Origin of the sequence: Marivita lacus, from assembly GCF_014637725.1 — a bacterium.
Classification (GTDB): domain Bacteria; phylum Pseudomonadota; class Alphaproteobacteria; order Rhodobacterales; family Rhodobacteraceae; genus Marivita; species Marivita lacus.
On the sequence record NZ_BMFC01000003.1, the window covers coordinates 54,668 to 81,625 of the forward strand.

A 26,958-nucleotide genomic window follows, 5' to 3' on the forward strand; every position below is an offset into this window, starting at 1 on the left:
GACCCGTACGGTTGGGCCCGCCAGCGGTACGGTCCCAAAGCCACTCCCGCAAACACGCGCAAGGTCGTCACCATGTCTCCTGTCGAAACCCAGATGCGGCGCGAAGTGCTGGAGATCCCGTCAGCGGTGCAGCGGTTGCTGGACCGGGGCGGCGATGACATCCGGCGCGCTGCAAGCGCGATCCGTGACCGCGATCCCGCCTTCTTTGTCAGTGTCGCGCGGGGGTCGTCCGATCACGTGGCCACCTATCTGAAATACGTGGCCGAACTTCTGACCGGCACGCCCATCGCCTCTGTCGGGCCGTCCATCGCGTCGATCTACCAGCGCCAGTTGCGCCTGTCGGGCAGCGTCTGCCTGTCGGTTTCGCAATCCGGTCAAAGCCCCGACATCGTCGATATGACCGGCATGGCGCGGCAGGGTGGAGCCTTGACGGTTGCGATGACCAACGATCCGAACAGCCCCTTGGCCGACGTGGCGGATCACACGCTGAACCTGCATGCCGGACCCGAACTGAGCGTCGCGGCGACCAAGACTTTCGTCAACTCGGCGGCGGCGGGGGTCTGGCTGCTGGCCGAATGGGCCGATGACGCCGACCTGCGTGCCGCGATCCACGATCTGCCGCGCCGACTACAGTCGGCCATCGACATGGATTGGACCGCCGTGCAGGCGGCCTTGACGAACCGCAATTCGATCTACTGCCTTGGGCGGGGTCCGGCCTATGCGATCTCGAACGAGGCGGCGCTCAAGTTCAAGGAAACCTGCCAGATCCACGCCGAGTCCTATTCCTCGGCAGAGGTGCTGCATGGCCCGGTTTCGATCGTGGACCCTGGCTTTCCGGTGATCGCCTTTGCCGCTGCCGACGAGGCCGAAACCGCGCTTGCTGTCGTGGCGGACGAGATTACCCAGAAGGGCGCGACCGTGTTCGGCACCACGACACGGCTCCACCATGCCACATCGCTGCCCACCGAACGCACTGCCCATCCGCTGACCGATCCGATCGCGCTCATCGTCAGTTTCTACGCGATGGTGGAACAGGTCGCCACGGCACGCGGGATCGACCCGGACGCGCCGCGCCACCTCAGCAAAGTGACGGAAACCCGATGACATCCCGCATTAAGGCCTATACTGGCGCGCAAATCCACGATGGCCATGCGCTCCATACCGATCACACGCTGCTGCTGTCCAAGACCCATGGCTGTCGCATCGTGCCGGATCACGAGCTGCCGCAGGAGTGCGAGGTTGTGACATTGCAAGGGGGGGTCATCACCCCCGGCTTTGTCGATCTGCAGGTCAATGGCGGGGGCGGGGTGTTGTTCAACGACGACCCCACTGTTGCCACGCTGCGCGTGATCGCCTCGGCGCATGAGGGTCTGGGCACCGCGGCGCTCTTGCCGACGTTGATCACAGACACTCCCGCCAAGACCCGCGCTGCCATCGACGCGGTGGCCGATGCGATCGCCGAAGGCGTGCGGGGGATCGTCGGCCTCCACCTTGAAGGACCGCACCTGTCACTGGCCCGCAAGGGTGCGCATGACGGCACGCTGATCCGGCCCATGGCTGACGATGATCTGGCACTGTTGATCGCGGCAGCCGAGCGTCTGCCCAACCTGATGGTCACCATTGCCCCAGAAATCGTGACGCTTGACCAGATAGAGCGCTTGGCCGAAGCCGGGGTGATCCTGTCGCTGGGCCACAGCGATGCAGATCGCGCCACCTGCCACGCGGCGTTCGACGCGGGGGTGCGCTGCGTCACGCATCTGTTCAACGCGATGAGCCAGCTTGGCAGCCGCGAACCGGGGCTTGTCGGTGCAACGCTGGAGCGTGAAGACGTCTATGCCGGGCTGATCGCTGACGCCGTGCATGTGCATCCCGCCAGCATGGCGATTGCTCTGGCAGCCAAGCCGCGATCCGACCGCGTGTTTCTGGTCACCGACGCGATGGCCCCCGCAGGGTCAGCCATCGACCGCTTTGTCCTCAGTGGGCGCGAGGTGTTCCGCAAGGACGGGCGGCTGACCCTGTCGGATGGCACGCTGGCTGGCGCGGATCTCGACATGGCCACGGCGCTGGCGGTCATGACGGGGCAGGTGGGAGATCCCGTCGAAAAGGCGATTGCCCGCGCGACCTCGACCCCCGCCGCTCTCTTGCGCGACACCGGCGGGGTCGGGCGGCTGGATGCGTCTACCCGTTGGGTGAATTACCTGCCGCCCGCCGATGCGGGCCACGCCGTCACGATGCGGCTCTGTGCAGACTGACTGTTTGCGCTGTCCTTGCCTGCGCAACGATCCCCGAGCTTGCCACGATCCGCTGATGCGGCCGCGCCTTGAGCGCCTTCAGATGATCCGGCAGCCGCCCCAGACGCGCAATGTCACGGGCCTGCCGACCATAGGCCGTCTTGGCATCCTGCATGCGCAAATCCGGGAAAAGCGCGAAGATCTCGCTGCGCACTTCCGAGTGCAGGGCGGCCATGGCGAAGGCACCGGGAAAGAAGCTTTCGGACGGGGCGCCATTGGCAAAGACGATCTGGTGATCTTCGAACAACAGGTGGAAATAGGTCACACTGCGGCAGCCGTGCATCACCCGCGCAGCACCCCCCTGCATCCGGGCCAGATGGGTCGCCCGCACCAGCGTTTCCTCGCCATCAAGGGTGAACAGAACCCCGTGCTGCGGCGACACGATCAGGGGCGCATCGCCCCCGGTCAGCGCCGGTGACAGCTGGATTGGCCGCAGCCTGGGTGTTCTAGCCAGATCGGCCGCATCCAGCTGGCGTTGCCCGATCCAGCGCAGGGTTTGCACGCCATTGTCGCGGGTCACGATCCGGTCTCCGGCCTGCAGCATGTCGATCCGGCGGTCGCCATCGGTGGTCAGGATGCGGGTGCCCGAGGCGAAACAGACCACGCCCGTGTTTTCGACCGTGAAAGAGGTCTTGTTGCCCGTCGCCCCGAGGATCACCAGACCACCGCTGCCAAAGCTGGCATTGTCGGAATAATCGGCACCGCCCAAACCGTCGTTCGACTGGTTCAGGATGCCGTCATCGTTGAAGTCGGCGGTCAGTTCCCAGATATCATCGTAGAAGGCCGACAGGTCGAGCCGGTCGTTGTTGGTGATATCCGCGTCGTTCAGCGTTCCGGTATTGCCGAAGTTGAAATCGGTGATCGTGTCGACGCCGTCACCTGCCACATAGACAAACGTATCTGTGCCGTCGCTGCCGGTCAGCTGGTCATTGCCCAGCCCGCCGGTGAGCGTGTCATTGCCCGCCCAGCCGTCCAGCGTGTCGTCGCCCGTCCCGCCCTCCAGCAGGTCATTGTCGCCGCCGCCAAAGAGCGAGTCGTTCCCGTCCCCGCCAATCAGCGTGTCGTTGCCGTCGCCAGCGCTCAGCTCGTCATTGCCCGCGCCGCCGTCAAGTGAATCGGCAGAGGCATCGTTGCCACCCAGCAGCGTGTCGTTGCCCGCGCCGCCAATCAGCGTGTCCGCACCCTCAGCGCCATCAAGGTAGTCGTTGTCATTGCCACCATCGAGCAGGTCATTGCCCAGACCACCTTCAAGCGTGTCGTTGTCGTCCTGACCGTAGATCGAGTCGTTGCCCGCTCCGCCCGTCAGGCTGTCGGCGTTGTTGTCCGGGGCAAGGTCAGTGCCGTCATTGGGCAGATCGTAGGGAGCAAAGAATGGGTAATCCGGGTTCGTCGGCGCCACGTCGCCATAGATGATGTCGTCGTCATCTCCGGCGTCGATGGTGTCGTTGCCCTCGTTGCCTTCGAGGAAATCCGTCCCCGCGCCACCGGACACCAAGTCATCGTCGAACCCGGCATCCACCGTGTCGTTGCCTTCGCCACCGAAAATGATGTCGTTGTCATCCCCGGTCAGGATGCTGTCATTTCCAAGCCCGCCATCGACCGTATCACGGTCGTTGAGGGGGGCCGTGTCACCCGGATAGTAGAGCGGATCGCCCACCGTTCCGTAGCCTTCGTCAGGCATCCCGGTGCCGGGCGAGGTGCGGGTGTTGATGACATCGTCACCCGCGCCGCCCTCGACGCTGTCATTGCCTTCAAAGCCGATGATCGTGTCGTTGCCGTCGCCACCAAGGATCGTATCGCCGCCAGCACCGCCATCAAGGAAATCGTTGCCACCTTCGCCAAAGATCTGGTCGTTGCCCGTGCCGCCCTCGACACTGTCATCATCCGCTCCGGCAAAGATCATGTCGTCATCGGCACCGCCCAGAAGCGTGTCGTTGCCACCGTCGCCGATGATCGTGTCATTGCCTGCACCGCCGGAAATGGAGTCCATTCCGGCCAGCCCATCATCGCCGTCAAGGGAATCGTCCCCGGCACCGCCGATCAGCGTGTCGTTGCCATCCTGGCCAAAAAGCGTGTCGTTGTCGTCATCGCCCGACAGGCTGTCATCGCCGGTCCATCCATAGACAAGGTCTTCCCCCAGCCCCGCGAGAACCGTGTCGTTGCCTGTCCCTGCATCTATGACATCGTCATTGGTGCCTGCGCCATTGTCCAGCGCATCGACCCGGTCGCCCTCGGGATCGCCGATATAGCCGGTGTCGATCAGGTCCGCGCCTGCCGTGCCTTCGACGATGAAATCGCGCGCATCCGGTATGCCCATCGCCACCAGCGTGTCGATATCCGACACGGACGCCGCCGAGACACCCACAAGCGTGAGGCTTTCTCCGCCCGGGAAGGTCAGGATCGCGTCGCCGCTTCCGTCGCCATTGGTGTCGGTGACCACCACGTCGCCCGCATGCACCGGCGTGAAGCCGTCGCTTGTCAGGCCCGAGACATCAAGCTGGTCACGGGTGGAGCCGTCTCCGCTGTCGGTCAGGTCGAAACTGGTGAGCGTCAGGCTACCCGAGCCCGTCCCCAGCACAAGCGTATCGCGCCCGCCACCCAATGTAACGGCCTCGATCTCGGAGAAACTTGCGGTCGAAGTGCCATCGGTGATCGTTCCCGCCTCGGTTGCGGACAGGGCGACGGTTGTGTCCGTGGTGACTGCGCTCAGGTCGATGGTGTCGAAATCGGTCCCGGTGCTGATCGTCTCGCCGCCGGTGATCGTGTCATTGCCGTATCCATCCGTCAGAACGAAGGTATCGGCATCCGCGCCACCTGTAAGAATGTCTGCGCCAAGACCGCCATCCAGCGTATCGTCCCCGTCTCCGCCGTCCAGGGTGTCGGCAAAGGTGCCGCCGAACAGTGAGTCGTCCCCGGTGCCGCCGCTGAGCGTGTCGTTGCCAGAGCCGCCCGCGAGCGTGTCATTACCGTCGCCACCGGCAATGGTGTCATTCCCGGCCTCGCCGGTCGCGCTGTCATTCCCGCTGCCGAGAAGGATCGTATCGCCTCCATCGCCGCCTGCGACGGTGTCGTTGCCATCCCCCCCCTCGAGCGTGTCGTTGCCTGCACCGCCGACAAGACTGTCATCGCCACCCCAGCCTTTGATGAGCAGGCCGCTGTCGTCGGCGATGATCGTGTCGTTCGCGACGTTTGATCCGTCGATCTGCTCGATCCCGATCAGAAGGTCCCCCTGCGCGTCGCCGCCACTTTCGATCAATCCATCGGACAGGTCGACCGTCACCCCGTCGACCGACGTGAAGTAGCTCGCGATATCCCAGTCGCCTGCACTGCCGTCAATCGTATCCGCGCCCGCGCCGCCCTCCATCTGGGTGAAGCTGCCGATACCCGTTGCTTTGCCGACAAGGCTGTCATCGCCCGCGCCACCATCGAGATAGTTCTGACCATCCCCGCCGATCAGCGTGTCATTGCCCAGCCCACCCACGATTGTGTCGTTGCCCTCCTGGCCGTCGATAAGGTCGGCTCCGCCACCACCCGTAAGGCTGTCTGCGCCAAGCCCGCCATAGATCGTGTCGGCACCGCTGCCGCCGATGACCGTGTCGTCACCCCAGTTGGAGTAGACTTCAACACCGTCGGTGGTGATGCTGGCGTCAATGCTGTCGGCTTGATTGGTGCCGTCCATGACCTCGATTTCGGAGAAGGTGGAGACCACCCCCGGCGTGCCGTCGAACTCTACCGTACCAGCCTCGTTGCCGGTATAGAGAACGGTCGCGCCCTGGCCGGTGCCGTTCTCGTAGATGTCGAGCACGTCGCGGTCAGTGCCATCCGCATCCTCGCCACCCGCGATCGTGTCCGCGCCGTGGTTGTCGCCCAGCCCGATCGTGTCGTCACCCGCTCCCGCATTGACCAGATCGTTGCCGGTGCCGCCCGTGATGCTGTCATTCCCGAACGCGCCGTTGATCGTGTCGTTGCCCGCGTCACCGATCAGGGTGTCGTTGCCCGCATAGGTGTAGAACACCTGCGCCGGATCAAAGGCGGTGCCGTTGTCGTGGAGGATGTCGAAGGTCTGGCTGTTGCCATTGTCATAGGTGACCGTGACCTGGTGGTGACCCGACGCGATCTGGGTCGTGCTCAGGCTTGCCCATTGTTCGGACAGGAAGACATTGTCGGTCCCGTAGGTGAAACCCTGAAGCGTCAGGTTCGCTCCGTCGCCGGTCGAGGTGACGGTGACCAGGTCGAGTTCGATGTCGCCATCATTGGCCGTGCCCGAGCCGTCATCGAGAATGATCGTGGCCGAGGTGCCCGGATCGCCGTTAAAAAGAAACGCGTCGAACCCGATGCTGCCGGTGACCGTGTCGGCATCGTTCACCAGCGTGCCGAAGGGCTGCCGATCATCGATCAGGTCATCGCCGTCGCCACCAAGAATACTGTCATTGCCGACGCCGCCTTGCAGACTGTCATTGCCCGCGCCACCGTCGATGATGTCATCACCGGACTGGCCGTCGATGGAATCCGCACCAAGCCCGCCGACGAGGCTGTCATTTCCGGTCCCGCCCCACAGCTCGTCATTGCCGTCGCCGCCGATGAAGGTGTCGTTGCCCTGACCATCGGGACCGAATATCTCGTCGTCGTAGATGTCGTTGCCGGGGCTGCCTTGGATGAAATCGTCGCCGCCCCGCGTCTGGATATAGGTGGAGCCATTGTCCAGCGTCGCATCGACGGTGTCGTTGCCCTCGGTCAGGATCAGCTGTTCGATCCCCGAGAAGCTGATCGTGTCGCCGGTCACGCTGTCAGTGATCGTGCCCGCACCCGCGCCGGTGAAGACGACGCTGACCGGATTGCTCAGCCCGTTCAGGTTGATCGTGTCGTAATTCGCGCCGGTGGTCGCGGTGTCGCCACCACCGATCGTGTCATTGCCGAACCCGTCCGCAAGCAGGAACGTGTCGGCATCCCCGCCGCCGACCATGACGTCCGCTCCCGCGCCACCGGTCATGGTGTCCGCGCCGTCACCGCCAAGGATCAGGTCGTCGCCGTCACCGCCAAAGATCAGGTCGTCGCCTTGCACGCCGTCGATGGTGTCGTTTCCGAGGCCACCCAAGAGCGTGTCGGCGTCGCCGCCACCGCTGATGTTGTCGTCACCCGCACCGCCCGAGATCGAGTCGTTGCCGGAACCGCCACTCAGCGTTTCGTTGCCGCTGCCGCCAAAGATCGTGTCATTGCCACCCTGACCGTCGAAGATGTTGTCACCCGAGGTCGATCCTGCGCTGAAGAGGTCATCCCCGGCACCTGCGTCGATGTCAAGCGCGGCGGTTTCAGTGCCAGCCTCAACAGTGTCGTTCCCCGAACCCAGCCGGACCGCTTCGATCTCCGAATAGGTGATTGTACTCGTGCCGTCGGTGATCGTGCCGGATTCTCCTCCGGTCGTGGTCAAGATCACGTCGACCCCGGTGCTCGCGTTCAGCGTGTCCGCATCGCTGCCGGTGGTCATCGTCTCGCCACCGGTGACGATGGCGTCACTCATCGTCATGACCGAGATCAGGTCCGCATCGGCCCCACCATCCAGCGTGTCGGTGCCACCCCCGAGCGAGAAAATCTCGTCGTTGCCATCGCCGCCGAGCAGCAGGTCGTTGCCGGTGAAAGCGGCGACATAGTCGTCACCCGCGCCGCCATCCACCGTGTCGTTGCCGTCGCCGCCGGTCAGGTTGTCATTGCCCGCACCGCCGAGGATGCTGTCATCACCGGTTCCGGTTGACACCGTGTCATCGCCGCCACCCGCTTCGATCACCTCGTTGCCGCCGCCACCGTTCACGATATCGGCCTGATCGGTGAGGATCAGACGCTCGATCTCGGAGAAGGAGATGACGTCCGTGCTGGCGTCATCGTCGATGGTGCCTGCCTCGCCACCCGAGAAATTGACCGTCACAGATGTTGTGACCGCACTCAGGTCGATCGTGTCGAAATCCGTGCCGGTGGTGATGGTGTCGCCACCGCTGATCGTGTCGTTGCCGAAAGCGTTTGCCAGAAGGAATGTATCGGAATCCTCGCCGCCGACCAGACTGTCATCGCCCTCGCCACCGGTGATCGTGTCGTTGCCCATCTCGCCAAGAAGGGTGTCATTCCCGGCCCCGCCACTCAGCGTGTCGGTCCCGCCGCCTCCCCAGATCCGGTCGTCGCCGTCGTCGCCCGACAGGCTGTCGGCGCCGCCATTTCCGAACAGACTGTCATTGCCTGCGCCGCCGCTGATCGTGTCGTCGCCGATGTCGCCAGATAGTTCATCTGCGCCGGAACTGCCGATAATGGAATCGTCGCCATCGAGACCGGTCAGCGTGACTCCGACGGTCGAGGCGGAGGCATCCACCGTGTCGGCCTGATTGGTCAGGATGATCTGCTCGATCTCGGAGAAAGTGAGCGCATTGGTGCCGTCCGTGATCGTCCCGGCCTCGTCGCCGGTATAGGTGACGGTGACGCCGGTCGCGAGCGCGCTCAGGTCGATGGTGTCGAAGTCCGTGCCGGTGGTGACGGTTTCGCCGCCGATGACGGTATCGTTGCCGATGCCGTTCAGAACGACATAGGTGTCGCGGTCCGCGCCGCCGCTGAAGGTCTGGTTGGTGCCGCCGCGATCCTCGAACCGGTCGTCGCCCGCATCGCCGAAGTACTCGGCGAAGGCATTGCCGGTCCCGGACTGGATCGTGTCATTGCCGTCACCGCCATAAAGCGTGGCTGCCTCGGGCCCCGTGGTGCCGTCGATCAGCAGGTCGTCGCCGGCCTCGCCATAGGCCAGGTCCGGCCCGAGACCTGTGTCGATGGTGTCGTTGCCATCCCCGCCATAGATCGTATCGGCGGCAGAGCCGCCAAAGATGCTGTCGTTCCCGGTTCCGCCATAGATCAGGTCGGCGCTGTTCCCGCCATCGATGGTATCGTGGCCGAACTGACCGTAGATCGTGTCTGAACGATCGCCGCCCTCGATGCTGTCGGCCAGCCCTTCTGCGCCATAATTCACCGTCTGGTTTGCGGCACCTTCGATCAGTTCGAGGAAATAGCCGTCCGTGTCGCGCAGGAGCCAGTTGTGATCTTCGAAGGTGAATTGGACATAAGTTTCGCCCGGCTGGATCGTGGCATAGAATTGGTGAATGCCACTGCCGTCGATCCACCACAGCTCGATCGGGCCATCGGCGCTGTTGATGATCGTGAGATTGGTGGCCGTACCATTCGTGACCGACGCGAAATCCGACGGCGTATACCATTGACCGTCGCCCAGGATGAAGTCGGCGTCGCCGCCGCCCGCGATGCTGTCGCCTCCCTGGCCGCCGTGAATGCTGTCCGCGCCGTCGCCACCGTCGATGGTGTCGGTGCCTGCGTTGCCGCTCAGCGTGTCGGTGCCGGTTCCGCCCAAGATGCTGTCATCGCCGTCGCCGCCCCAGACGATGTCGTTGCCATCTCCGCCGTCGACGATGTCATTGCCAGCACCTGCCAGAATCGTGTCGTTGCCGCCAAAGCCGCGGATGACATCGCCATCGCCGAAGGTGCCCTGGACACCAAGCGCGTCATTGTTGTCAACGAGGTCACCGTTCGGATCGCCGGTATAGCTGGCGTCGATCAGGTCTCCCCCGGCCGATCCGTCCACAAAGCCATCCGGGCTGGGCGACGCGACGGTGTTGATCGTGACATAGCCCACATCGGTGACACCATTGGCGTCAGTGACCTCGTATGTGAAGGCCGAGGACATGATGTCGGCGTCAGACAGAACGGTCAGCGTGCCGTCCGGGTTGAGCGTCACCTGTTCGCCCGTGCCCAGCGTTACGACGTTCCCGACAACAACATCGGTTCCGTTGATCTTGGTGACCGTGAGGCCAAGACCCGCCGCGTCGAAATCATTGGCCAGCACGTCGATGACTGCAGAACTGTTCGGGGCGAGCTCGATCTCGTCCGAAAAGGCGAGCGCGACCGTCTGCGCACTGTCCGCCGCGATCAGCAGGTTGGAATCGAATGCACCGTCACCACCATCGGCAAGGGCGATCTTGATGGTGTTCTCGACACCGACATTTACCGGTGCCTTGAACGACAGGGTCACGGTGAACCCGTCCATCTCGGTGTTGAAAGGGTCGGTGGCTGCGGGGTTGTCGACGTAGAGGTTCGAATTGACCGTCGTGTTGACCGTGTCGATCGACACAGTGTCGCCTGTCGGGGTCAGCGGCGTGAAGACGCCGTTCACCCACACGCCCACTGCATCGTTCACACCGCCGTTCACGAATTCGAGGTATTCCTCGGAGGAGAAGGTGAACTGCATCGTCAGGAAGGCGTTGTCGGGAATGAAGACGGTCTCGAAGACCACCGCGTCGAACGTGGTATTTCCCGACAGCGCTGTCAGGTCGGCATCTCCTGCGCCGCTGTGGTCTGTGCTTGTCCCCGGCGCGGTATTGGTGTTCGTCGTGCCGTCGGAATTCGTGTAGTCCGCTACGTTGCCGGTCGAGAAGATGATCCCGGAATCGCCGGGCACCGTGCCGGGCGATGTGGTTTCTCCGCCGGAATAGGTCCCGCTCTGGCCGACTGCCCCCGTCAGGGTGGACGAAACGATGGTGACGCCATCGCCGAAGATCGTATTCGCAAGGAGTGTTGCGTCGGTGGTCTGCGTGACGGCGAGTTCGGTTGCTGTGGGCATGATTTACTTGCTTCCTGCGCAAAGGGTCAGGTCGGGAGTCGTGAAGGGGAGGCCACGGAGGTGGGGCAGGTGCGGTCGCAAACGCAGGGAAAGCTGCGGCTGCGGCAGTTTGCCGGTGCTTTTGCAAAATGTGGGCCGAACCATGTGAACGCTCCTGGTACCGCGGCAACTCTTGAACGCGCCCAAACCCGGGCGAGCCTTCCGTCCGGGTCAGTCACGCACGCAACCACCCCAGATCCCGTGCGTATCCAGAAATTGCGGCCTTATTCCTGAGCGACTGGGGCGAAGCTGTGGCATTTGCCCGTGTCCGCTGGAAACAACAGCCAGAATAAGGTTCATTGTACCGCAGCCAGCGACAATTGCGGTGCGGGCAGGCCTCTGGCCAAACGACTGGGGAGAACTGTGCGCCCGGCGCGGGTGCTGAGGCCCTTGAGATGCGCAGGCAAGTCCTGTCGTCCCGCAAAGCCTCGCACGGGTTCGCCATAGGCGCGGCCGGCCTGCACGTGCCTGAGGTCCGGGAAGAGCGTGAAAATCTCGTCTCTCGCTTCCTGGTGGAGGGCGGCCAGCGCAAGATGTCCGGGAAAGAAACTCTCGGACGGCGCGCCATTGGCGAAGAGGATCTGATGATCGTCGAACATCAGGTGCAGGTAGGTGACCTGTCGGCACCCCTGCATGATGCGGGCCGTCCCGCCCTCGAGACCGGCAAGGTGCACAGCGCGCACAAGCCGTTCCTCGCCATCGACTTGAAACAGAACGCCATGCTGCGGCGACACGGTCAGGGGCGCGTCGCCACCGGTGAGGTCAGCCGACAGCAGGATCGGCCGCAGCTTCCGGTTTTGCGCCAGCGCGACCCTGTCCAGATGCCGCCGCCCGATCCACCGTAGGGTCTGCACCCCGTTGTCGCGCGTGACGATCCTGTCCCCGGCGCGCAGCGTGTCGATCCTGCGGTCGCCAGTCTCCGTCAGGATGCGCGTGCCCGAGGCGAAACAGACGACGCCGGTATTCTCGACGGTGAAGGACGCCTTGGTCCCGGTCGCGCCGACGACCACCAGCCCGCCGCTGCCAAAGCTGGCATTGTCGGAATAATCGGCACCACCCACGCCATCGTTAGACTGGTTCAGGATGCCGTCATCGCGGTAATCCGCCGTCAGCTCCCAGATGTCGTCGTAGAAGGCCGACAGGTCGATCCGGTCGTTGTTGGTGATGTCGCCATCGCTCAGGGTTCCGGTGTTTCCGACATTGAAATCGCGGATCGTGTCGAGGTCGTCGCCGGGCGCATAGATGAATGTGTCATCGCCATCGCCACCGATGAGCGTGTCGTTGCCGGCTCCGCCGTCGATCACATCGTTGTCGGCCCCACCATCCACGATATCGTCTCCAGCCCCGGCACGGATGGTATCGTTGCCCTGAAAGCCATTGATGACATCTCCGTCACCGGTCGTGCCCTGCACCCCCAGCGCATCATTGTTGTCGACGCGGTCTCCCTGGGGATCGCCGAGATAGGCAGTGTCAATCAGATCATTGCCGGTCGTGCCATCCACGATGCCGTCCGGATCGGGTACAGCAGCCGTCGTTACGGTGACATAGCCCACATCGGTGATGCCAAGCCCGTCGGTCACTTCGTAGGTGAAGGTCGATGCGGTCAGGTCGCCATCGGTCAGCACCGTCAGGGTGCCATCGGCGTTCAGCGTGATTTCTTCGCCCGTTCCGAAGGCGATCGTGTCACCCGGCACGACATCGACGTTGTTGATCTTGGTGACCGTCAAGCCAAGACCCGAGGAATCCGCGTCATTGGCCAGCACGTCAAGGATCGCCGGGCTGTTCGGGGTCAGTTCGATCTCGTCTGAAAAGGCGATGGCAACGGTCTGAAGGCTGTTCGCCGCGATCAGGAAGTTGGAATCGTAGTCCGCGTCGCCGCCATCGGCGAGGCCGATCTTGATGGAATTTTCCACCCCTGCGATCACCGGGGCCTTGAAGGCCATGGTGATGGTGAACCCGTCCATCTCGGTGTTGTAGAGGTCTTGGGTGTCTGGGTTGTCGACATAGAGGTTCGAATTGACGGTCGTGTTGACGGTGTCGATCGACACCGTGTCGCCGGTAGGCGTCAACTCGACAAGGGTTCCGTTGACCCAGACGCCAATCACGTCGTTGAAGCCATCGTTGACGAACTCGAGGTATTCTTCGGACGAGAAGACGAATTGCATTGTCAGGAAGTCGTTGTCCGGGATGAACACGGCCTCGAAGACGACGGAATCGAATGTTTCAACCCCGGCGATTGCGGTGAGCTGGGCGTCGCCGGGGGTGCTGTAGCCTGTGCCGGTTGCGCCCTGCGTATTCGTGTTGGTGGTGCCATCGGAATTGGTGAAATCCGCAACATTGCCGGTCGAAAGGATAACCCCCGACTCGCTTGGTGCCACGCCGGGAGATGTCGTCTCTCCGTTCGAGTAGATGCCGGTCTGACCCGCAGAGCCTGTCAGGGTCGAAGAAACAATCGTGATGCCGGGCCCAAAGATCGTTTCTGCGACAAGGCTCGCATCACTTGTCTGGACGATATCGAGTTCTGTGGCGATTGGCATGGCTTACGCGCTCCTGGCACTGGTTAACTGACGGTGATCCGGGGATCAGACGGGCAGGGGCACGGATGGGACGGGCCCCGTGCAGGTGCCGTTCGGGCTGAGGTCTGAATTTGCCTGTGACATCGCGCCCTCCCGTTTGATCCCTGCTCGTGCACGATGGAAAACGGTTGGCAGCAGGTCCGGTTTAGGAAGGATCAGCCCGGACTATCTTTTGCGCGCAGACGCACGCCGATGGCCCCTTGCGTGAATTCCCGTCGTCTTGGTCGAAGGCACAACCTGCGTCGGCCTGACCGACTCGTGCAGGGCCGCATGGTACGTCCCGTCCGGGTTCGTCCGGATCACCTGAGAACAAATCGATCTTGTGCCCCGTGGGTCGCGCAGGTCGCCGACATAGAAGCGCGGCCCATAGGCGGCACGAAAACCCGGTGCCGATTCATCGGACCCTCCGGCGGCCAGCGCGGCGCGCCTCAGAGCTTCAGATACGCACCTGCCCAAGCGCAGAGCACCGCGCAGGCCTGCCCGAAATCGGCGAGATCCATCGCTTCGGCGGGGTTGTGGCTGCCGTTCTCGTTGCGGATGAACACCATCGCAGAGGGCACGCCCTGACCTGCGAAGGTGGCGCAATCATGCCCGCCGCCCGAAGGCAACTCAAAACTGTCGATGCCACAGGCATGCGCCGCCGCGACAAGGCCCCGCCGCAGCCGCGCATCCATCGGGGCCGCGGCGGCCTGGGTATAGGGTCCAAGATCGATCCGGACATCCCGCCGCTCTGCGATGTCCCGCGCCTGTTTCTGCAGCCAATGTTCGAACAGGGCCAGAACGGTGTCGTCCTGGCTGCGCACATCCAGCGTGAAGCTCAGCAGGCCCGGCACCTTGGTGATGCCGTGGAGCCGGGCATCGGTGGTGAATTCGCCCAAGGTCAGGACCATGTCCTCGCCCTTGGCTTCGGCCTCCACCCAATAGGTCTCCATCGCGTGGGCCAGTTCGACGCCTGCCAGCACGGCATCGCGGCGGCTTTGGCGTGGTACACCGCCCGCATGGGTGGTCTCGCCCTCGATGCGGCAGAACCGGTGCCGGATATTGCCCCGGATCGCGGTCACGATGCCGACCGGGCACCCCGCCTCGATCAGAACCGGCCCCTGTTCGATATGCATCTCGACAAAGGCGCCGATCCGGTTGGGATCAAGCTGCGCGCGGCTGTCGCGGATCGCCTGCGGATCGCGCCGCGCTTCGGTCATGTGATCGGCCAGTGTGCGCCCGGTGTCGCTGCGCCGCAGCCGATCAGGGGCGTCGGCGGGCAACACCCCGAACGCGGCCCGGCTGCCAAGGTAATGCTCGGGGAACCAGATCATCTCTTCGGCGCGGATCGCCATCAGCGTCACGTCGCAGGGTGGCTGTGGCCCGTCCAGCAAATGCTCCAGCAGCACCAGCCCGCCGATCACCCCCGCGGCACCGTCGAAATTGCCGCCGTGCGGCACGCTGTCCAGATGCGAGCCGGTCATCAGCACCGGCGCATCGCGGTCCTGTCCCGTCAGCGTGACATACAGATTGCCGACGGCGTCGGTGCGCGTGTCCAGCCCCAGAGCCACGGCCTCGCGCGTGATCATCGCATGGGCGGCATCCTCGACCGGGCCAAAGCTCGCGCGCGTCACACCGGGCGCATCCGCGCTCAGGTCGGCCAGTTCGGCAAAGAGCCGCTCGGCACGTGCCAGCGGGGTTGCAAGGTCGGGGCGCATGCTCAGCCTCCCGCGATGACACGGGCAAGGGCAGGGGACAGGCCTGTCGATGGTTTTGCCACTGGACGCGCGACGCGGCGGCCATAGGTCGGGGCAAGCCGGACAAGGCCAATGGCTTGTGCCGTTGCCGCTGCGATGGGGTCGACCAACAGTCCCTGCACCTCGGACGCGATATCGCTTGCCACGCCGGTCAGCGGTGCGCCGCCAAGGATCACCACATCGGCGCCGTCCCTTGCCGTGGCCTCTTCGACAAGGCCGATCAGGTCTGCCCGCAGGTCGGTTGCAACCGTGTCGACCGATACGGGTGCGGTTTTGGGGCAGCGCACCCCGGTGAACCGCGCCTCAAGCCCGGTCTGGCGCACGCAATCGCCGTACCACCGCGCCATGTGCGGCGAGAAGGTGACGATGGAAAAGCGGTCGCCCAGCATGGCAGCGGTCAGGATCGCCGCCTCGGCCATGCCGACCACGGGCAGGTCGAACAATTCACGCGCCGCCATCAGTCCAGGATCGCCGAAGGCCGCGATGATGACCGCGTCGACACTGTCATGGTGGTGCGCAATCACGTCCAGCACATGCGCCCCGGCGATCTGCGCCTCTGCGCGCGACGAGATATAGGGAAACCCCTGCGCGGCCGTCAGTGCGATGATCTCTGCCGTGTCGCCCGCGATGCCCTGCGCCACCCGCGCCATCGGCCTTGTCATGGCTTCTGTCATGTTCGGGTTGATCATCAACAACCGCATCACGCGATGTCCTTGAGAAGCGGTTCGAGCAGTTGCGCGGCACCGATCAGCGCCCCGTCACATCCCGCGCCCGCGATCAGTTGCAGGCCGAGCGGAAGCCCGGTCCGGTCCGTGCCACAGGGCAGGGACAGCGCGGGCACCCCGGCATGGTTGACCTGCGGCGTGAAGGCGGCATGGTCGCGCGGTCCTGCGGGCAGACCGGCGATGGTTTCCGGCGCGGACAGTTCTGCGAGCCATGCGGGGCAGGGAGTTGTCGGGGTCGCGATGATCCCGTGACGGTCCAGCGCGTCCCGCAGGACAACGCGCATTCGGTGGGAGATCTGGTGGGCAGCGGCAACCTCCACCCCGGTCAGCGCCAGCCCCGTCTCGATCTGTTTTGCGATCATCGGATCGAAGATCTCGGGCGTGGCGCGCCACGCATCGCCATAGGCCTGCGCCACCCCCGCGAATTGCAGCGGCAGGATGTCGTGCCCCTTGATCCCGCCCCAGTCAATCGCGGCGGTCTGAACGTCGATCCCTGCCTTGGCCAAGACCTGCATCACGTCGGCGAAGTTGTCGGCCACGTCCGGTTCGACCACTTGCCCCGTGCCGAAATCGGGACTTGCCGCAAGCGTGAGGGTGGATGGCACCTCCGCACGCACTCCGGCCAGAACCTCCATCGCCAAGGCGATGTCGCCCATGTCCCGCGCAATCGGGCAGATCACCGAGATGCCCCAGACGGGTTCGACAAAGCTGGGACCGTAGGGGATCAGGTCATAGGTCGGCTTCATGCCGCAGAGCCCGGTATGCGCCGGTGGCCTGCGGCTCGATCCGCCTGCATCTGTGCCAAGCGCAAGCGGCACGATACCGGCCGCCACGGCCGCGACCGATCCGCCGGATGATCCGCCCGGCCCCAGCAGGGGATTGACCGGGTTGCGGGTGATCCCGGGATAGGGCGAGTTGGTGGCACCCTTGCAGGCGAACTCGGCACAGGTCGCGATGCCCAGAACCATCGCCCCGGCCGCGCGCAGGCGGCGCACCGCTTCGGCGTCTTCCGGGGCGATGTGATCGGCAAAAAGCCGCGAGCCCTGAGAGATCCGCAGGCCTTTGACCCAGATATTGTCCTTGATCAGCACCGGCACCCCGGCGAGAGGCAGGTCTTCGCCCGCGCCAAGACGCTGCGCCACGTGGTCGGCCTCGGCCTCGAAGCCGGGGTTGAGGAAACAGATCGCGTTGATCGCTGGATTGCGGTCGGCAGCACGCGCCAGCGTTTCTGCGGCAATAGCGGCGGGTGTGACATCGCCACGGCGTACGGCGGCAGCCAGATCACGGGCGCTCAGGTCAAGTGCGCTCATGCCGTGCCTGCCTGTTGCATGGCCCAATGCCGGGCGATGTCCCGGCGCGGTGCGATCCAGACTCCGGGTGTCGCCGCGATATGCGCCAGCACCGTTTCCAGACCCCCGATGCGCGCCGGTCGGCCGATGATGCGCAGGTGCAGGCCGATGGACATCATCCGCGCCGTCGTAGCGCCCTCGGCATAGAGCCGGTCGAACCCGGCGATCACGTAATCCGAGAAATCGCGCGCCTGCACGAATCCGCCACCGGGGGAAAAGCGCATGTCATTGGTGTCGAAGGCATAGGGCAGCACCACGTGATCACCTTCCATGTAGGGAATGTCGTCGTCATAGGCGTTGCTGTCATAGGCAAAGCCGCCATGTTCGATCAAGAGCGCGCGGGTGTGTGGCGACGTGGCCGACCTCGTGTGCCAGCCGACGGGGGCGATGCCTGCGATCTCGGTCAGGGCGGCATGGGTGCGGGCGATCACGGCGCGTTCGCGCCCGGCGTCCCATCCGGCATGGGTTTCCCAGCGCCAGCCGTGACACGCCACCTCGTGCCCGCGTTCTACAGCATCGCGGATCAGCCAGGGCGTGCGTTCGGCAGCGCGTCCGCAGGTGGAGAACGTCGCCGTGACGCCGTACCGTTCGAATGCCTCGACGATGCGCCTGTAGCCTTGTCGCGGGCCATAGCCGAAATGGCTTTCCATGCAGGGATCCGGCGCGCCCTTGACCTCTTCGACCGCCTCGTAGCGTGCCTCGTTGCGTTCGTCCCCGTCCCCGATGGACAGTTCCGCGCCTTCCTCGACATTGACCACAAAGGACACCGCCAGACGGGCCTCGTTGGGCCAGCAGGGCGCGGGCTCTGCGCCGAAATATCCCTTCAGATCGCGGCTCATCCCTGGATCATCCGGTTGAGGCCCACGGTGCGCGACCCGATCACCAGTACGATGACCGCCATCAGGATCAACCCCGAGGAGATGGCCGCAAGTGACGGGTCTGGCTGTTCCTCGAGATATTGCAGCATCTTGATCGGCAATGTCTTGTTGCGGGCATCGGTCAGGAAGATCGAGATCGGATAATTGTCCATTGACGCAAGAAAGGCAAACAGCCCGCCGGTCAGATAGGCGGGAGCCAGATTGGGGATCAGCACCTTGAGGATCGCCTTGGGATAAGACAGCCCGAGCGTGCGTGCCGCATCCACCAGCGAGAAATCGAAGCTCGACATCGACGCCAGCAGGGTGCGCATCACAAAGGGCAGGGTGATCACGATATGGCCCAGAAGCAGCGACCAATAGGCGTCGCGCAATCCGATCTCGCGGAAGAACTGCAACAGCGCCACACCCACGACAAGCCCCGGCATCATCAGCGGCGACACGGTGAAGGTGGCAATTGCTTCGCGCCCCTGAAACCGGCCCCGCGCGACCGCGACGGCGGCCAGCGTGCCGAGCACCAGTGAAATGGCAGTGGAGATCAGCGCGAGGTTCAGCGACAGCATCACCGCTTCCCACAGCCCCGACCGGCGATCGAGCGAGCGGTACCAGCGCAGCGACCATTCGGGCGGCGGCAGCGTGTAGACCGAGGACGAGGTGAAGGACGCCGCGACCGTTACCACGATGGGCAGCATCAGGAACACCACGCAGCAGATCGCGATGGTCCAGCTGATGGCAAGGCCCAGCCTGTCCGTGCCGGTCATGACCGTGCTCCTAGCCGGTTGGCCAGCCAGCTTGACCCCAGCACGACCGAGACCGCGATGATCAGCAGGATGGACGAAATGGTGGCACCCAAGGCCTCGTTGCGCAGGAAAAGGAAGGATCGCGCGGTCAGCATCGACAGGGTCTGTTGCCGTTCACCCACGATTAGCGACGGGATGACATACATCGACACCGCCAGAGAAAATACAAAGGCACATCCGGCCACGACGCCCGGCAGGCTCAGGGGCAGGGTGACGTTGACGAAGCGAAAGACCGGGGTTGCGCCCAGCGACGCGGCGGCTTCGGGCAGACGGCTGTCCATCTGGCGCAGCACCGCGTAGATCGGCAGCACCATGAAGGGCAAAAACACGTTCGCCGCCCCGATGATCAGCGCGGTCTCCGTGAACAGCATGCGGATCGGCGCCTCGGTGATCCCCAGAGACATCAGCAGATCGTTCAGCACGCCGCGGGTGCGAAAGATGATCGACCAGGCAAAGGCCTTGACCACGACGCCGACCGACATCGGCAGCACCATGGCGACAAGAAAGATCGACAGCCATATTCCGTTGGCGCGCGACATGGCGATGGCGGTCGGATAGGCGATGACCAGGGCAAGCAGGGTGGTCAGCGCGGCCACCCGCAAGGTGCGCCAGAGCACCGACATGTTGTATTCGTCGCTGAAAAACAGGCGGTATTCCTCAAGCGAAAACTGCCCGTCGATCTGGAACGACTTGAGCAACAGCAAAAGCAGCGGCAGCGCGAAGATCACGGCAAGGAATGACAGGCCCGGCAGCGCCAGCAGCCCGATATGGTCGAGCCGCCGCATCAGTGCGCCGCCTCGTAGACCAGCGTGTCCTTGACCGACCAGCCGAAACTCACATCCTGCCCCCGGTCCATGCCGGTCTGGATGCCCGGCACTTCGCAGAGCAGCCGGTCCTCGGCGGCATGGCTGACGCCGTGCAACTGGGTTTTCGCGCCCAGAACCATCGCGTCGGCCAGCGTGACTGTGATGGTGTTCTCACCCGCACCCTGCTGGATCAGTTCGGGGCGGATGCCGATGGTCACATCCGTGCCGATGCCAAGCGCGCCGGGTGCGCGCACCATTCCGCTGGCCGTGTCGATCTGCATCACGTCGCCCTCGACCTGTTTGACGCGGCCGCGCATCCGCGTCGACAGGCCAACGAAATCCATCACGAAGGCCGATTGCGGACGGGCGTAAAGCTCTGACGGTGTTGCGAATTGTTCGATTCGGCCCGCATTCATCACCGCGATGCGATCCGACACGCCCATGGCTTCTTCCTGATCATGCGTGACGAAAATCGCGGTCATGTTCCGGTCGCGCAATAGCGATTTCAACTCCACCTGCATGGTCTCGCGCAGCTTGCGATCCAGCGCGGAAAACGGTTCGTCAAGCAGCAGCAGCACCGGATCGACCACCAGCACACGGGCAACCGCCACGCGCTGTTGCTGACCGCCGGACAGCGCGGCCACCGGGCGATCGGCAAAGTCGCTCATCCGCACCAGTTGCAGTGCCTCGCTGACCTTCGGGGCGATGTCGCCTTTGGGAACGTGGCGCGCCCGCAGGCCGAACGCCACGTTCTCGGCCACCGTCAGGTGCGGGAACAGCGCGTAGCTCTGGAAAACGACCGAGATGTTGCGGCGATGCGCGGGCACCCGCGTGATGGCGCGTCCGTCCAGCAGGATGTCCCCCGCGTCAGCCGAGGTCAGTCCTGCAATGATGCGCAGCAATGTGGTCTTGCCGCAGCCGGACGGGCCGAGAAGAGACACGAGTTCTCCTCTCGCCACGCGGAAGTCCATATCGGACATCACGGTGGTTCCCTTGAACGCCTTGCCCACTCCGACAACGTCGAGATAGGCGCGTTTGTCCGGCTCCGTCCCTGCGGAGCTTTGCATGGATCAGAGGGCCATCAGCTTGTCGAACCGTTCGATCCAGTCGCGTCGGTTTTCTGCGACGAAAGCCCAGTCCGGCGAATAGATCGGCACACCATCGGGAATGATCGCGCCCGCGGTCACGGTTGTGTTGGCCGGAACCGAAGCCGAGAAGTCCGCGATTGCCGATTGAAGATCTGGGCCAAGCATCTCGTTGACATAGGCCTCCGCCAGTTCCGGGTTCGGGCCGCCCTTGACAAGACAAATGCCTGAAGGCATTGCAAAAATTCCCTCGGAGGGTGCAGCCAGATCGATCGGCGCTCCCTCGGCCTTGCGCGGCAGCGCGTAGGACGAGAAACTGCCCGCGAGCATGGTGATTTCACCCTGTTCCAGCAGGTTGAAGGCCTGGCTCATCGTCGTGTAGACCGACAGAAGGTTCGGCTTGAGCTCTTCCAGCTTGGCGAAGGCCGCGTCGATCTCGTATTGCGCCTCCGAGAAGGGCTTGCCCGACCCGAGCATGGCGGCCATGAACAGCGTCCACATGCCTTCGGTGTTCTGGAGCGACGGAATGATGATCTGGCCCTTGGCCTCGGGCATCCACAAACTGCTCCAGGACGGCACGCCATCCGGCGCGAATTCGGTGTTGTAGGCCACGCCCGCCCAGGGCTGAACGTAGTTGCACCACATCCCGTCCATGTGAATGGCATCGGGTCGCAGATCGGTCATGTTGGGCACCGCATCGGCGGTGATCGGAGTCAGCAGATCGGCCTCGACCGCCTGGATCATCACCGGATCGTCCATCTGGACCACCGACAGGTAAGGCGCGTCCTTGTTCGACGACATCTTCTCGAGGTTCACCGACGACTTGGTGCCTTCGAACAGGATGTCGGCCCCGATGGCCGTTTTCATGTGCGGGATGACGACCGCTTCCATCCACGCGGTGTGCGACCCGGCGCAACCGATGACAAGTTCGGTACTTTGTGCGCGCAGGATCGCCGGTGTCGCAAGCGTTCCCAGCGCCGCATAGGCCGAGCCTTTCAGAACGGATCGGCGGGACAACATGCCCTTGGTCATTCTCTTCATCGTTCACTTCCCCCAGCAGGATTTTCACTGTCCCAAAAATGGCATGCCATTTCGGAAAAGTCCTGATTTTGTTGGGCTTGAGGCAGGTTCACGCATGGTTCTGCCTCAAGTTTAGGCGGTTGGGCAGGGAGGAGGGAATTAATGGGCTGGATCGAAACCGGCACCGCTCGGGTCGCTCTGACGGCTGAGAACCTCGGCCAAAGTCTCGCCGGTGTGACGCAGGTGAATCTTCCAGATCTCCGCCGCCTTATCGGGGTCGCGCGACCGAAACGCCTGCATCAGGGTCTCGTGTTCTCCGACCGCTTGTTCGAGCCGGTCGCGGTTCATGATCGCCATGAATCGCCCGCGCCGCGCCCGCGCGATCAGGCGGCGATGGGTCTCGATGACGATCGGATTGCCGCTTCCGGTGACGATGAAATCGTGGATCAGGGTGTTGGTGTCGAAATAGTCGCTGATTCGGTCCGATCGGAACTGGTCCAGCATGGTTCCGTGCAGTTCCTCCAGACGGTGCAGGCCATCCGTCGTGATCGTTTCGGCAAGCCGCTGCGCCGCGAGGCTTTCGAGGCTGGAGATGACATCGAAAAGATGCACCGCCTCTTCCGGGCCGAACATGGACACCAGCGCACCGCGATGCAGCGTGATCTCGACAAGTCCGTCCGCCTCGAGCAGTTTCAACGCTTCGCGCACCGGGGTCCGCGACACGTCAAGCTCTGCCGAGAGGCGGCGCTCGACCAGCCGGTCCAGCGGCGCAAACTCGCCTTTGACGATCCGGTCGCGCAGGATCGCGGCGATCCGTTCCGCTGTGGCCTTGGAGGTTTCCGAGGGAGTCTGCATGAAAGGTGACCGCCGGAGGACTGGGGTTGAGGCAAGGATGCCCCCGGTCATGCCGCCATCGCGCAGGAAGGTCAATCGCCGCCGTCATGCCGCAGATCGGGGCCGCGCCTCAGTGACGCGACGATCCCTTGTAGAACGGATCCCGGTCTGCGGTGGTTTGGAGGTAGCCGTCGTAGAACGCCCGCACTGTCGGAAACACCGCCTCGCGCAGCGCATGACGGTTCAGTTCATCGGCGTCGCGCGGTTTGGCCAGCGCCTCGGCGATCCGGGCCAGAACGGCGTCGCGATCCACCCGCGTGAAGCGGCCATCGTGATAGACGACGTCACCTTCGATGAGGACGCTGTGCACATCCTTGGACTTCGCCCGGTGGATCAACGCCACCATCGGCGCGATGTCGGTGTCCTGGTAGGGGTAGGTCGCGCTGTCGTAATCCAGGACCACCGCATCCATGCGGCAACCGGGGTCCAGGCGTCCGATCCGGGGGCCAAAGGGTGTGGTGCGCGCGCCATGTTCGGTCGCCATGCGCAGCACATCCCCTGCCGACGGCACCTCTGCCGGATCCATCCCCGGCACCCGGTGCAGGTTCAGCACCATGCGCAGTTCCTGCAGCATGTCCCGGTCATCGTTGATCCCGGCCTCGTCGATCCCCATGCCGACGGTCATGCCACGGTCAAGCAGGGGCATCAGCGGCAGGGTTCCCGACCGCAGCCGCAGGTTGGACGAGCAGTTGTGACAGATGCAGGTGCCGGTTCCCGCGCAGATCTCGATGTCTTCCTCGGTCATCCAGACGCCGTGCCCAAGTGTCATGTGCGGACCGAGCAGCCCCAGCTTTTCCAGATGCCGCACCGCTGTCGTCCCGGTGCGCCGGGCCGCGTATTCCTTCTGGTAGGCGGTTTCGAGCAGGTGCATGTGCATCGGCACACCCGCCGCCACGGATTTCTCCTGCAGCGCCAGCAACCCGTCATCACTCATCCAGTGCAGGTTCGCCGGGGCCAGTTGCACCCGCGCACGCGGCGATGTTTTCGTGTCGGTAAGCCTGTCGAACAAGGTCAGGAAATCGTTGAACGGCATGGTCAGACGGTGCAGATGCGCGGCCATCTTCTTGGCGGTTTCGGGCGGCAGCCGGTCACAGAAGGCGGCATCGTCCTCGTAGACAAAGCGGTTCTGCTCGCGCACGCCGTAGGAGTAGGACGCGCGCATCCCGATATCGGCATAGGCGTCCATCACGGAACTGGCCGAACCGACCACGGCCTCCAGATCGCCCATGGCCCAGCCCTGGATGTGCTGGACGGTCGTCACTCCGGAGGAGATCATCTCGAACGCCGAATAAAGCGTGTCGAGATAGGGATCGACCTTGCGGATGGCCAGCCGCGCGGCGAACCACAGTTCCAGCGGCGAATCCGGTGCGCCCAGTTGCAGCGGCGTCAGCCCGACATGGTGATGCGCGTTGATCAGCCCCGGCATGATCAGGTGAAGCGGATGAGGCGTCACCTTGGCATCGGGATAGGCGGTGATCACCTGCGCCCGTGGACCCACGGCCAGGATCACACCGTCGTCAAAGGCGATGGCGGCATCGTCCAGCATCTGGATATCGCCATCCCGCGACGTGCCGGTGACGATCCATTTCGCGGTGATGATCTGCGTGCTCATGACTTGCCTCCCCCGACCTGCCGCGCGGGTCCGCTGTGCAGGATGCGCGCCCGGATTTGCCCAACCGCTTCAACTGTGCCGTCGATGATCGGGACCGGGCAGAGCGGCGCGATCCGCGCGGCAAGGCCCGCCAGCGGGCCACCCCCCATGACGATGCAGGCCGCCCCGTCCGTGACGCAGGCGTGGCACAGGTCGAGCAGAGACGCGAAGCGGTCGTCGGCTACATGGGCCGGATCGCCCAGCAGCGGTTCGGGATAGGCGGCAACCCGCATCAGGTGATCGCCAACACCATGCTCGAAGGCCTTGTCCCGCAGCGGTGGTGCAACTTCGGGCGCAAAGGTCACGATGGCAAAGGGGCCACCGACACGGCGCACGGTCTCGAACGCCGCTTCGGCAATGCCGATCACCGGAATGTCGGGCCAGAGCGCACGCACCTCGGGTGACCCGGTGTCCCCGAACGAGGCCAGAACGATCCCGTCGGGCAGATGGTCCTGTGCCCGGATGGTCTCGATCACGCCGCGCGTGGCCTCAGCCCCGTCCTCGGGCGTGACAATCAGTTGCGGGCCAAACGCCGCCGAAAGGGTTGTGACATGCTCACCCACACGTGCCGCACTCTGCGCGGCTTGCGCGATCCGGTCTGTGATGCCCTGCGACGTGTTCGGATTGACGACCAGCAGGCGCATCAGACCAGCACCGAGGGCAGCCAGAGCGAAATCGCCGGGAACAGGTTGACGAGGATCAGCGCGACCAGCATCGCCCCGATGAACGCGAGCATCGACGGAATGATCTTGGCAATCGAGATCTTGGCGATGGCGCAGGTAATGAGAACCACTGACGCCACCGGCGGGGTCTGTTGCCCGATGCCCAGATTGATCGTCAGGATCAGCCCGAAATGCACCCGGTCGATGCCCAACTGGTCCGCCAGCGGCAAAAAGATCGGCACCAGCATCAGGATGGCGGGTGTGCCGTGAATGATCGTCCCGGCCAACAGGAAGAACACGTTGATCGTCAGCAGCACCACCCAGTAGTTGTCGGAAATGCCCAGAATGGCCTGCGCGATGTCCTGCGGGATGCGCTGGTTGGTCAGGTACCAGCCCAGCAGGGTCGAGGTCGCCACGATGAACATCAGCATCGCCGAGCGCTTGCCCGCTACCCGCAGCGTGTCGATCAGCGTGCCCATCTTGACCGTCCGGTAGACAAGCCCCGCCAGCACGATGGACCAGAACGCCGCGATGGCGCCCGCTTCGGTCGCGGTGAAGATGCCGCCGAGGATGCCGACAAGAATGAGGATCGGCAGGGTCAGCGGGATCGCCGCGTCCTTGCCGGTTTCGGCAACCCGCTTGAGCGAGAACTCACCCTCGGTCGGATAGCCGCGCTTGACCGAGATGATGTAGGCGGTAGCCATCAGCAGCGCGCAGACCATGATGCCCGGCAGGATGCCCGCCGCGAACAGTTCCGCGATCGAGGCATTGGCGACATAGGCATAGAGGATCAGGTTCAGCGAGGGGGGCACGATGATGGCCATCGTGGCTGATGTCGATGTGACCGCCGCCGCGAACGCAGCCGGGTAGCCGCGCTTGCGCATCTGCGGGATCATCACCGACCCGATGGCGGCCGCGTCCGATGTCGCCGTGCCCGAGATCTCGGAAAAGAACAGCGATGTCAGGATGTTGACATGCGCCAACCCGCCCCGGATATGGCCCACGAGCGATGAGGCAAAGGCGATCAGCTTTTCCGCGATCTTGCCCTGGTTCATGATTTCCCCGGCGATCATGAACAGCAAGGCGGCCACGAGCAGGTAGTTGTTCGCCCCGCCGAACGGGATCAGCCCGATGATCTGCGGCACCACAGCCGGATCGAGCAGGATCATCGTGGCGGCGGTTATCCCAAGCACGAAGGCAATGGGCAGCCCTGCGATCAGCAGCACGAGAAGCAGGATCAGGATCATCCAGCCGGGATCAAGGAACATCAGGCGTCACTTTCGGGAAGAAGGTCATCAGGCGCGATACGCCCGGTCGCGACGCCCACAAGGCGCACCGCGCAGAAAATCGTGATGAGCACGCCGCCCGCGGCCATAGAGCCGCGAAACAGCACCATCGGCAGTTCGATCGAAATCAGCGTCCGCGATCCGAAGCTCAGCGCGGCAATGCCGCCATACCACGCCATCAGCGCGCCGAACGCGCCCATCAGGATCAGGTTCACACAGGTGACGGCTCGCTTCACGCCCATGGGAAACACCCGCAGAACAGCATCAAACCCAAGATGCTCGTTGGTGCGGGTCAGGTAAGCCGCGCCGATAAAGGTCAGCGCCGCAAGGATATGCGCAGGCAGCTCCTCGCCCCAGGACACGCTGTCGTTCAGAACGAACCGGGCGAAGACCGCCCAGTTCAACAGGATCAGAAGAAGCCCCGACATGGCAACCACAAGCGCGTCCAGCACGGCTGTTGTCCAGCGGTCGAGCAGGTCGATCAGGTGCTCCAGTCGGTCCATCTTG

17 protein-coding genes and 1 pseudogene are annotated in these 26,958 nt (G+C 64.0%); 2 read left to right on the plus strand and 16 right to left on the minus strand.

Annotated elements, in window-relative coordinates:
• Positions 1-72 precede the first annotated feature (72 nt).
• Together IEV82_RS07910 and nagA are read left to right on the plus strand one after the other, a co-directional pair.
• The gene (locus IEV82_RS07910; RefSeq protein WP_188481481.1) at positions 73-1,104 is read left to right on the plus strand and encodes an SIS domain-containing protein; all 1,032 of its coding nucleotides are present in this window, start codon (positions 73-75) and stop codon (positions 1,102-1,104) included.
• On the plus strand, positions 1,101-2,252 hold the full coding sequence (nagA, locus tag IEV82_RS07915; RefSeq protein WP_188481482.1) for an N-acetylglucosamine-6-phosphate deacetylase: 1,152 nt from the start codon (positions 1,101-1,103) through the stop codon (positions 2,250-2,252). Before IEV82_RS07910 ends, nagA begins: the two co-directional genes overlap by 4 nt.
• Here the strand turns inward: nagA and IEV82_RS23895 are convergent.
• From IEV82_RS23895 to IEV82_RS07990, 16 genes and pseudogenes are all read right to left on the minus strand, one after another.
• Entirely contained in the window at positions 2,227-10,947 is an 8,721-nt protein-coding gene (locus IEV82_RS23895; protein ID WP_188481483.1) for a choice-of-anchor L domain-containing protein, read from the minus strand. The two genes, nagA and IEV82_RS23895, sit on opposite strands and share 26 nt — an antisense overlap.
• A gap of 335 nt (positions 10,948-11,282) precedes the next feature.
• Entirely contained in the window at positions 11,283-13,523 is a 2,241-nt protein-coding gene (locus tag IEV82_RS07925) for a choice-of-anchor L domain-containing protein (protein ID WP_188481484.1), read from the minus strand.
• A gap of 316 nt (positions 13,524-13,839) precedes the next feature.
• Positions 13,840-13,994 (minus strand): annotated as a pseudogene (locus IEV82_RS23570) (VOC family protein); the annotation flags it as partial.
• Positions 13,991-15,259 (minus strand): Zn-dependent hydrolase, encoded by a 1,269-nt coding sequence (locus IEV82_RS07930; RefSeq protein ID WP_188481485.1) that lies wholly within the window; start codon positions 15,257-15,259, stop codon positions 13,991-13,993. The pseudogene IEV82_RS23570 and the gene IEV82_RS07930, both read right to left, overlap by 4 nt.
• 2 nt (positions 15,260-15,261) lie before the next feature.
• A complete protein-coding gene (locus tag IEV82_RS07935) occupies positions 15,262-15,999 on the minus strand; it encodes an aspartate/glutamate racemase family protein (protein ID WP_188481486.1) in 738 nt (245 codons plus the stop codon).
• Positions 15,999-17,333, minus strand: coding sequence for an amidase (locus IEV82_RS07940; RefSeq protein WP_188481487.1), 1,335 nt, complete (start codon positions 17,331-17,333; stop codon positions 15,999-16,001). Before IEV82_RS07940 ends, IEV82_RS07935 begins: the two co-directional genes overlap by 1 nt.
• On the minus strand, positions 17,330-18,211 hold the full coding sequence (locus tag IEV82_RS07945; protein WP_188481488.1) for a polysaccharide deacetylase family protein: 882 nt from the start codon (positions 18,209-18,211) through the stop codon (positions 17,330-17,332). Before IEV82_RS07945 ends, IEV82_RS07940 begins: the two co-directional genes overlap by 4 nt.
• Complete coding sequence (locus IEV82_RS07950) at positions 18,208-19,008, minus strand: ABC transporter permease (RefSeq protein WP_188481489.1); 801 nt, start codon at positions 19,006-19,008, stop codon at positions 18,208-18,210. Before IEV82_RS07950 ends, IEV82_RS07945 begins: the two co-directional genes overlap by 4 nt.
• Positions 19,005-19,832: an ABC transporter permease gene (locus tag IEV82_RS07955; RefSeq protein ID WP_188481490.1), complete on the minus strand. Its 828-nt coding sequence runs from the start codon at positions 19,830-19,832 to the stop codon at positions 19,005-19,007. Before IEV82_RS07955 ends, IEV82_RS07950 begins: the two co-directional genes overlap by 4 nt.
• Complete coding sequence (locus tag IEV82_RS07960; RefSeq protein WP_188481491.1) at positions 19,832-20,920, minus strand: ABC transporter ATP-binding protein; 1,089 nt, start codon at positions 20,918-20,920, stop codon at positions 19,832-19,834. Before IEV82_RS07960 ends, IEV82_RS07955 begins: the two co-directional genes overlap by 1 nt.
• A gap of 3 nt (positions 20,921-20,923) precedes the next feature.
• On the minus strand, positions 20,924-21,979 hold the full coding sequence (locus IEV82_RS07965) for an extracellular solute-binding protein (protein ID WP_188481492.1): 1,056 nt from the start codon (positions 21,977-21,979) through the stop codon (positions 20,924-20,926).
• Between the two features lie 138 nt (positions 21,980-22,117).
• Positions 22,118-22,813 (minus strand): GntR family transcriptional regulator, encoded by a 696-nt coding sequence (locus tag IEV82_RS07970; protein WP_188481493.1) that lies wholly within the window; start codon positions 22,811-22,813, stop codon positions 22,118-22,120.
• A gap of 109 nt (positions 22,814-22,922) precedes the next feature.
• The gene (locus IEV82_RS07975) at positions 22,923-24,464 is read right to left on the minus strand and encodes an amidohydrolase family protein (RefSeq protein WP_188481494.1); all 1,542 of its coding nucleotides are present in this window, start codon (positions 24,462-24,464) and stop codon (positions 22,923-22,925) included.
• The gene (locus tag IEV82_RS07980; protein WP_188481495.1) at positions 24,461-25,147 is read right to left on the minus strand and encodes an aspartate/glutamate racemase family protein; all 687 of its coding nucleotides are present in this window, start codon (positions 25,145-25,147) and stop codon (positions 24,461-24,463) included. The genes IEV82_RS07975 and IEV82_RS07980 overlap by 4 nt, the downstream gene beginning before the upstream one ends.
• Complete coding sequence (locus tag IEV82_RS07985) at positions 25,147-26,433, minus strand: TRAP transporter large permease (protein ID WP_188481496.1); 1,287 nt, start codon at positions 26,431-26,433, stop codon at positions 25,147-25,149. Before IEV82_RS07985 ends, IEV82_RS07980 begins: the two co-directional genes overlap by 1 nt.
• On the minus strand, positions 26,433-26,954 hold the full coding sequence (locus IEV82_RS07990; protein WP_188481497.1) for a TRAP transporter small permease: 522 nt from the start codon (positions 26,952-26,954) through the stop codon (positions 26,433-26,435). The genes IEV82_RS07985 and IEV82_RS07990 overlap by 1 nt, the downstream gene beginning before the upstream one ends.
• Between the last annotated feature and the right edge of the window lie 4 nt (positions 26,955-26,958).

Bases quoted from the DNA above. Each gene is read 5' to 3' on its own strand.
- IEV82_RS07910 (WP_188481481.1), top strand. From the start codon at position 73: ATGTCTCCTGTCGAAACCCAGATGCGGCGCGAAGTGCTGGAGATCCCG.
- nagA (WP_188481482.1), top strand. From the start codon at position 1,101: ATGACATCCCGCATTAAGGCCTATACTGGCGCGCAAATCCACGATGGC.
- IEV82_RS23895 (WP_188481483.1), bottom strand. From the start codon at position 10,947: ATGCCCACAGCAACCGAACTCGCCGTCACGCAGACCACCGACGCAACA.
- IEV82_RS07925 (WP_188481484.1), bottom strand. From the start codon at position 13,523: ATGCCAATCGCCACAGAACTCGATATCGTCCAGACAAGTGATGCGAGC.
- IEV82_RS07930 (WP_188481485.1), bottom strand. From the start codon at position 15,259: ATGCGCCCCGACCTTGCAACCCCGCTGGCACGTGCCGAGCGGCTCTTT.
- IEV82_RS07935 (WP_188481486.1), bottom strand. From the start codon at position 15,999: ATGCGGTTGTTGATGATCAACCCGAACATGACAGAAGCCATGACAAGG.
- IEV82_RS07940 (WP_188481487.1), bottom strand. From the start codon at position 17,333: ATGAGCGCACTTGACCTGAGCGCCCGTGATCTGGCTGCCGCCGTACGC.
- IEV82_RS07945 (WP_188481488.1), bottom strand. From the start codon at position 18,211: ATGAGCCGCGATCTGAAGGGATATTTCGGCGCAGAGCCCGCGCCCTGC.
- IEV82_RS07950 (WP_188481489.1), bottom strand. From the start codon at position 19,008: ATGACCGGCACGGACAGGCTGGGCCTTGCCATCAGCTGGACCATCGCG.
- IEV82_RS07955 (WP_188481490.1), bottom strand. From the start codon at position 19,832: ATGCGGCGGCTCGACCATATCGGGCTGCTGGCGCTGCCGGGCCTGTCA.
- IEV82_RS07960 (WP_188481491.1), bottom strand. From the start codon at position 20,920: ATGCAAAGCTCCGCAGGGACGGAGCCGGACAAACGCGCCTATCTCGAC.
- IEV82_RS07965 (WP_188481492.1), bottom strand. From the start codon at position 21,979: ATGAAGAGAATGACCAAGGGCATGTTGTCCCGCCGATCCGTTCTGAAA.
- IEV82_RS07970 (WP_188481493.1), bottom strand. From the start codon at position 22,813: ATGCAGACTCCCTCGGAAACCTCCAAGGCCACAGCGGAACGGATCGCC.
- IEV82_RS07975 (WP_188481494.1), bottom strand. From the start codon at position 24,464: ATGAGCACGCAGATCATCACCGCGAAATGGATCGTCACCGGCACGTCG.
- IEV82_RS07980 (WP_188481495.1), bottom strand. From the start codon at position 25,147: ATGCGCCTGCTGGTCGTCAATCCGAACACGTCGCAGGGCATCACAGAC.
- IEV82_RS07985 (WP_188481496.1), bottom strand. From the start codon at position 26,433: ATGTTCCTTGATCCCGGCTGGATGATCCTGATCCTGCTTCTCGTGCTG.
- IEV82_RS07990 (WP_188481497.1), bottom strand. From the start codon at position 26,954: ATGGACCGACTGGAGCACCTGATCGACCTGCTCGACCGCTGGACAACA.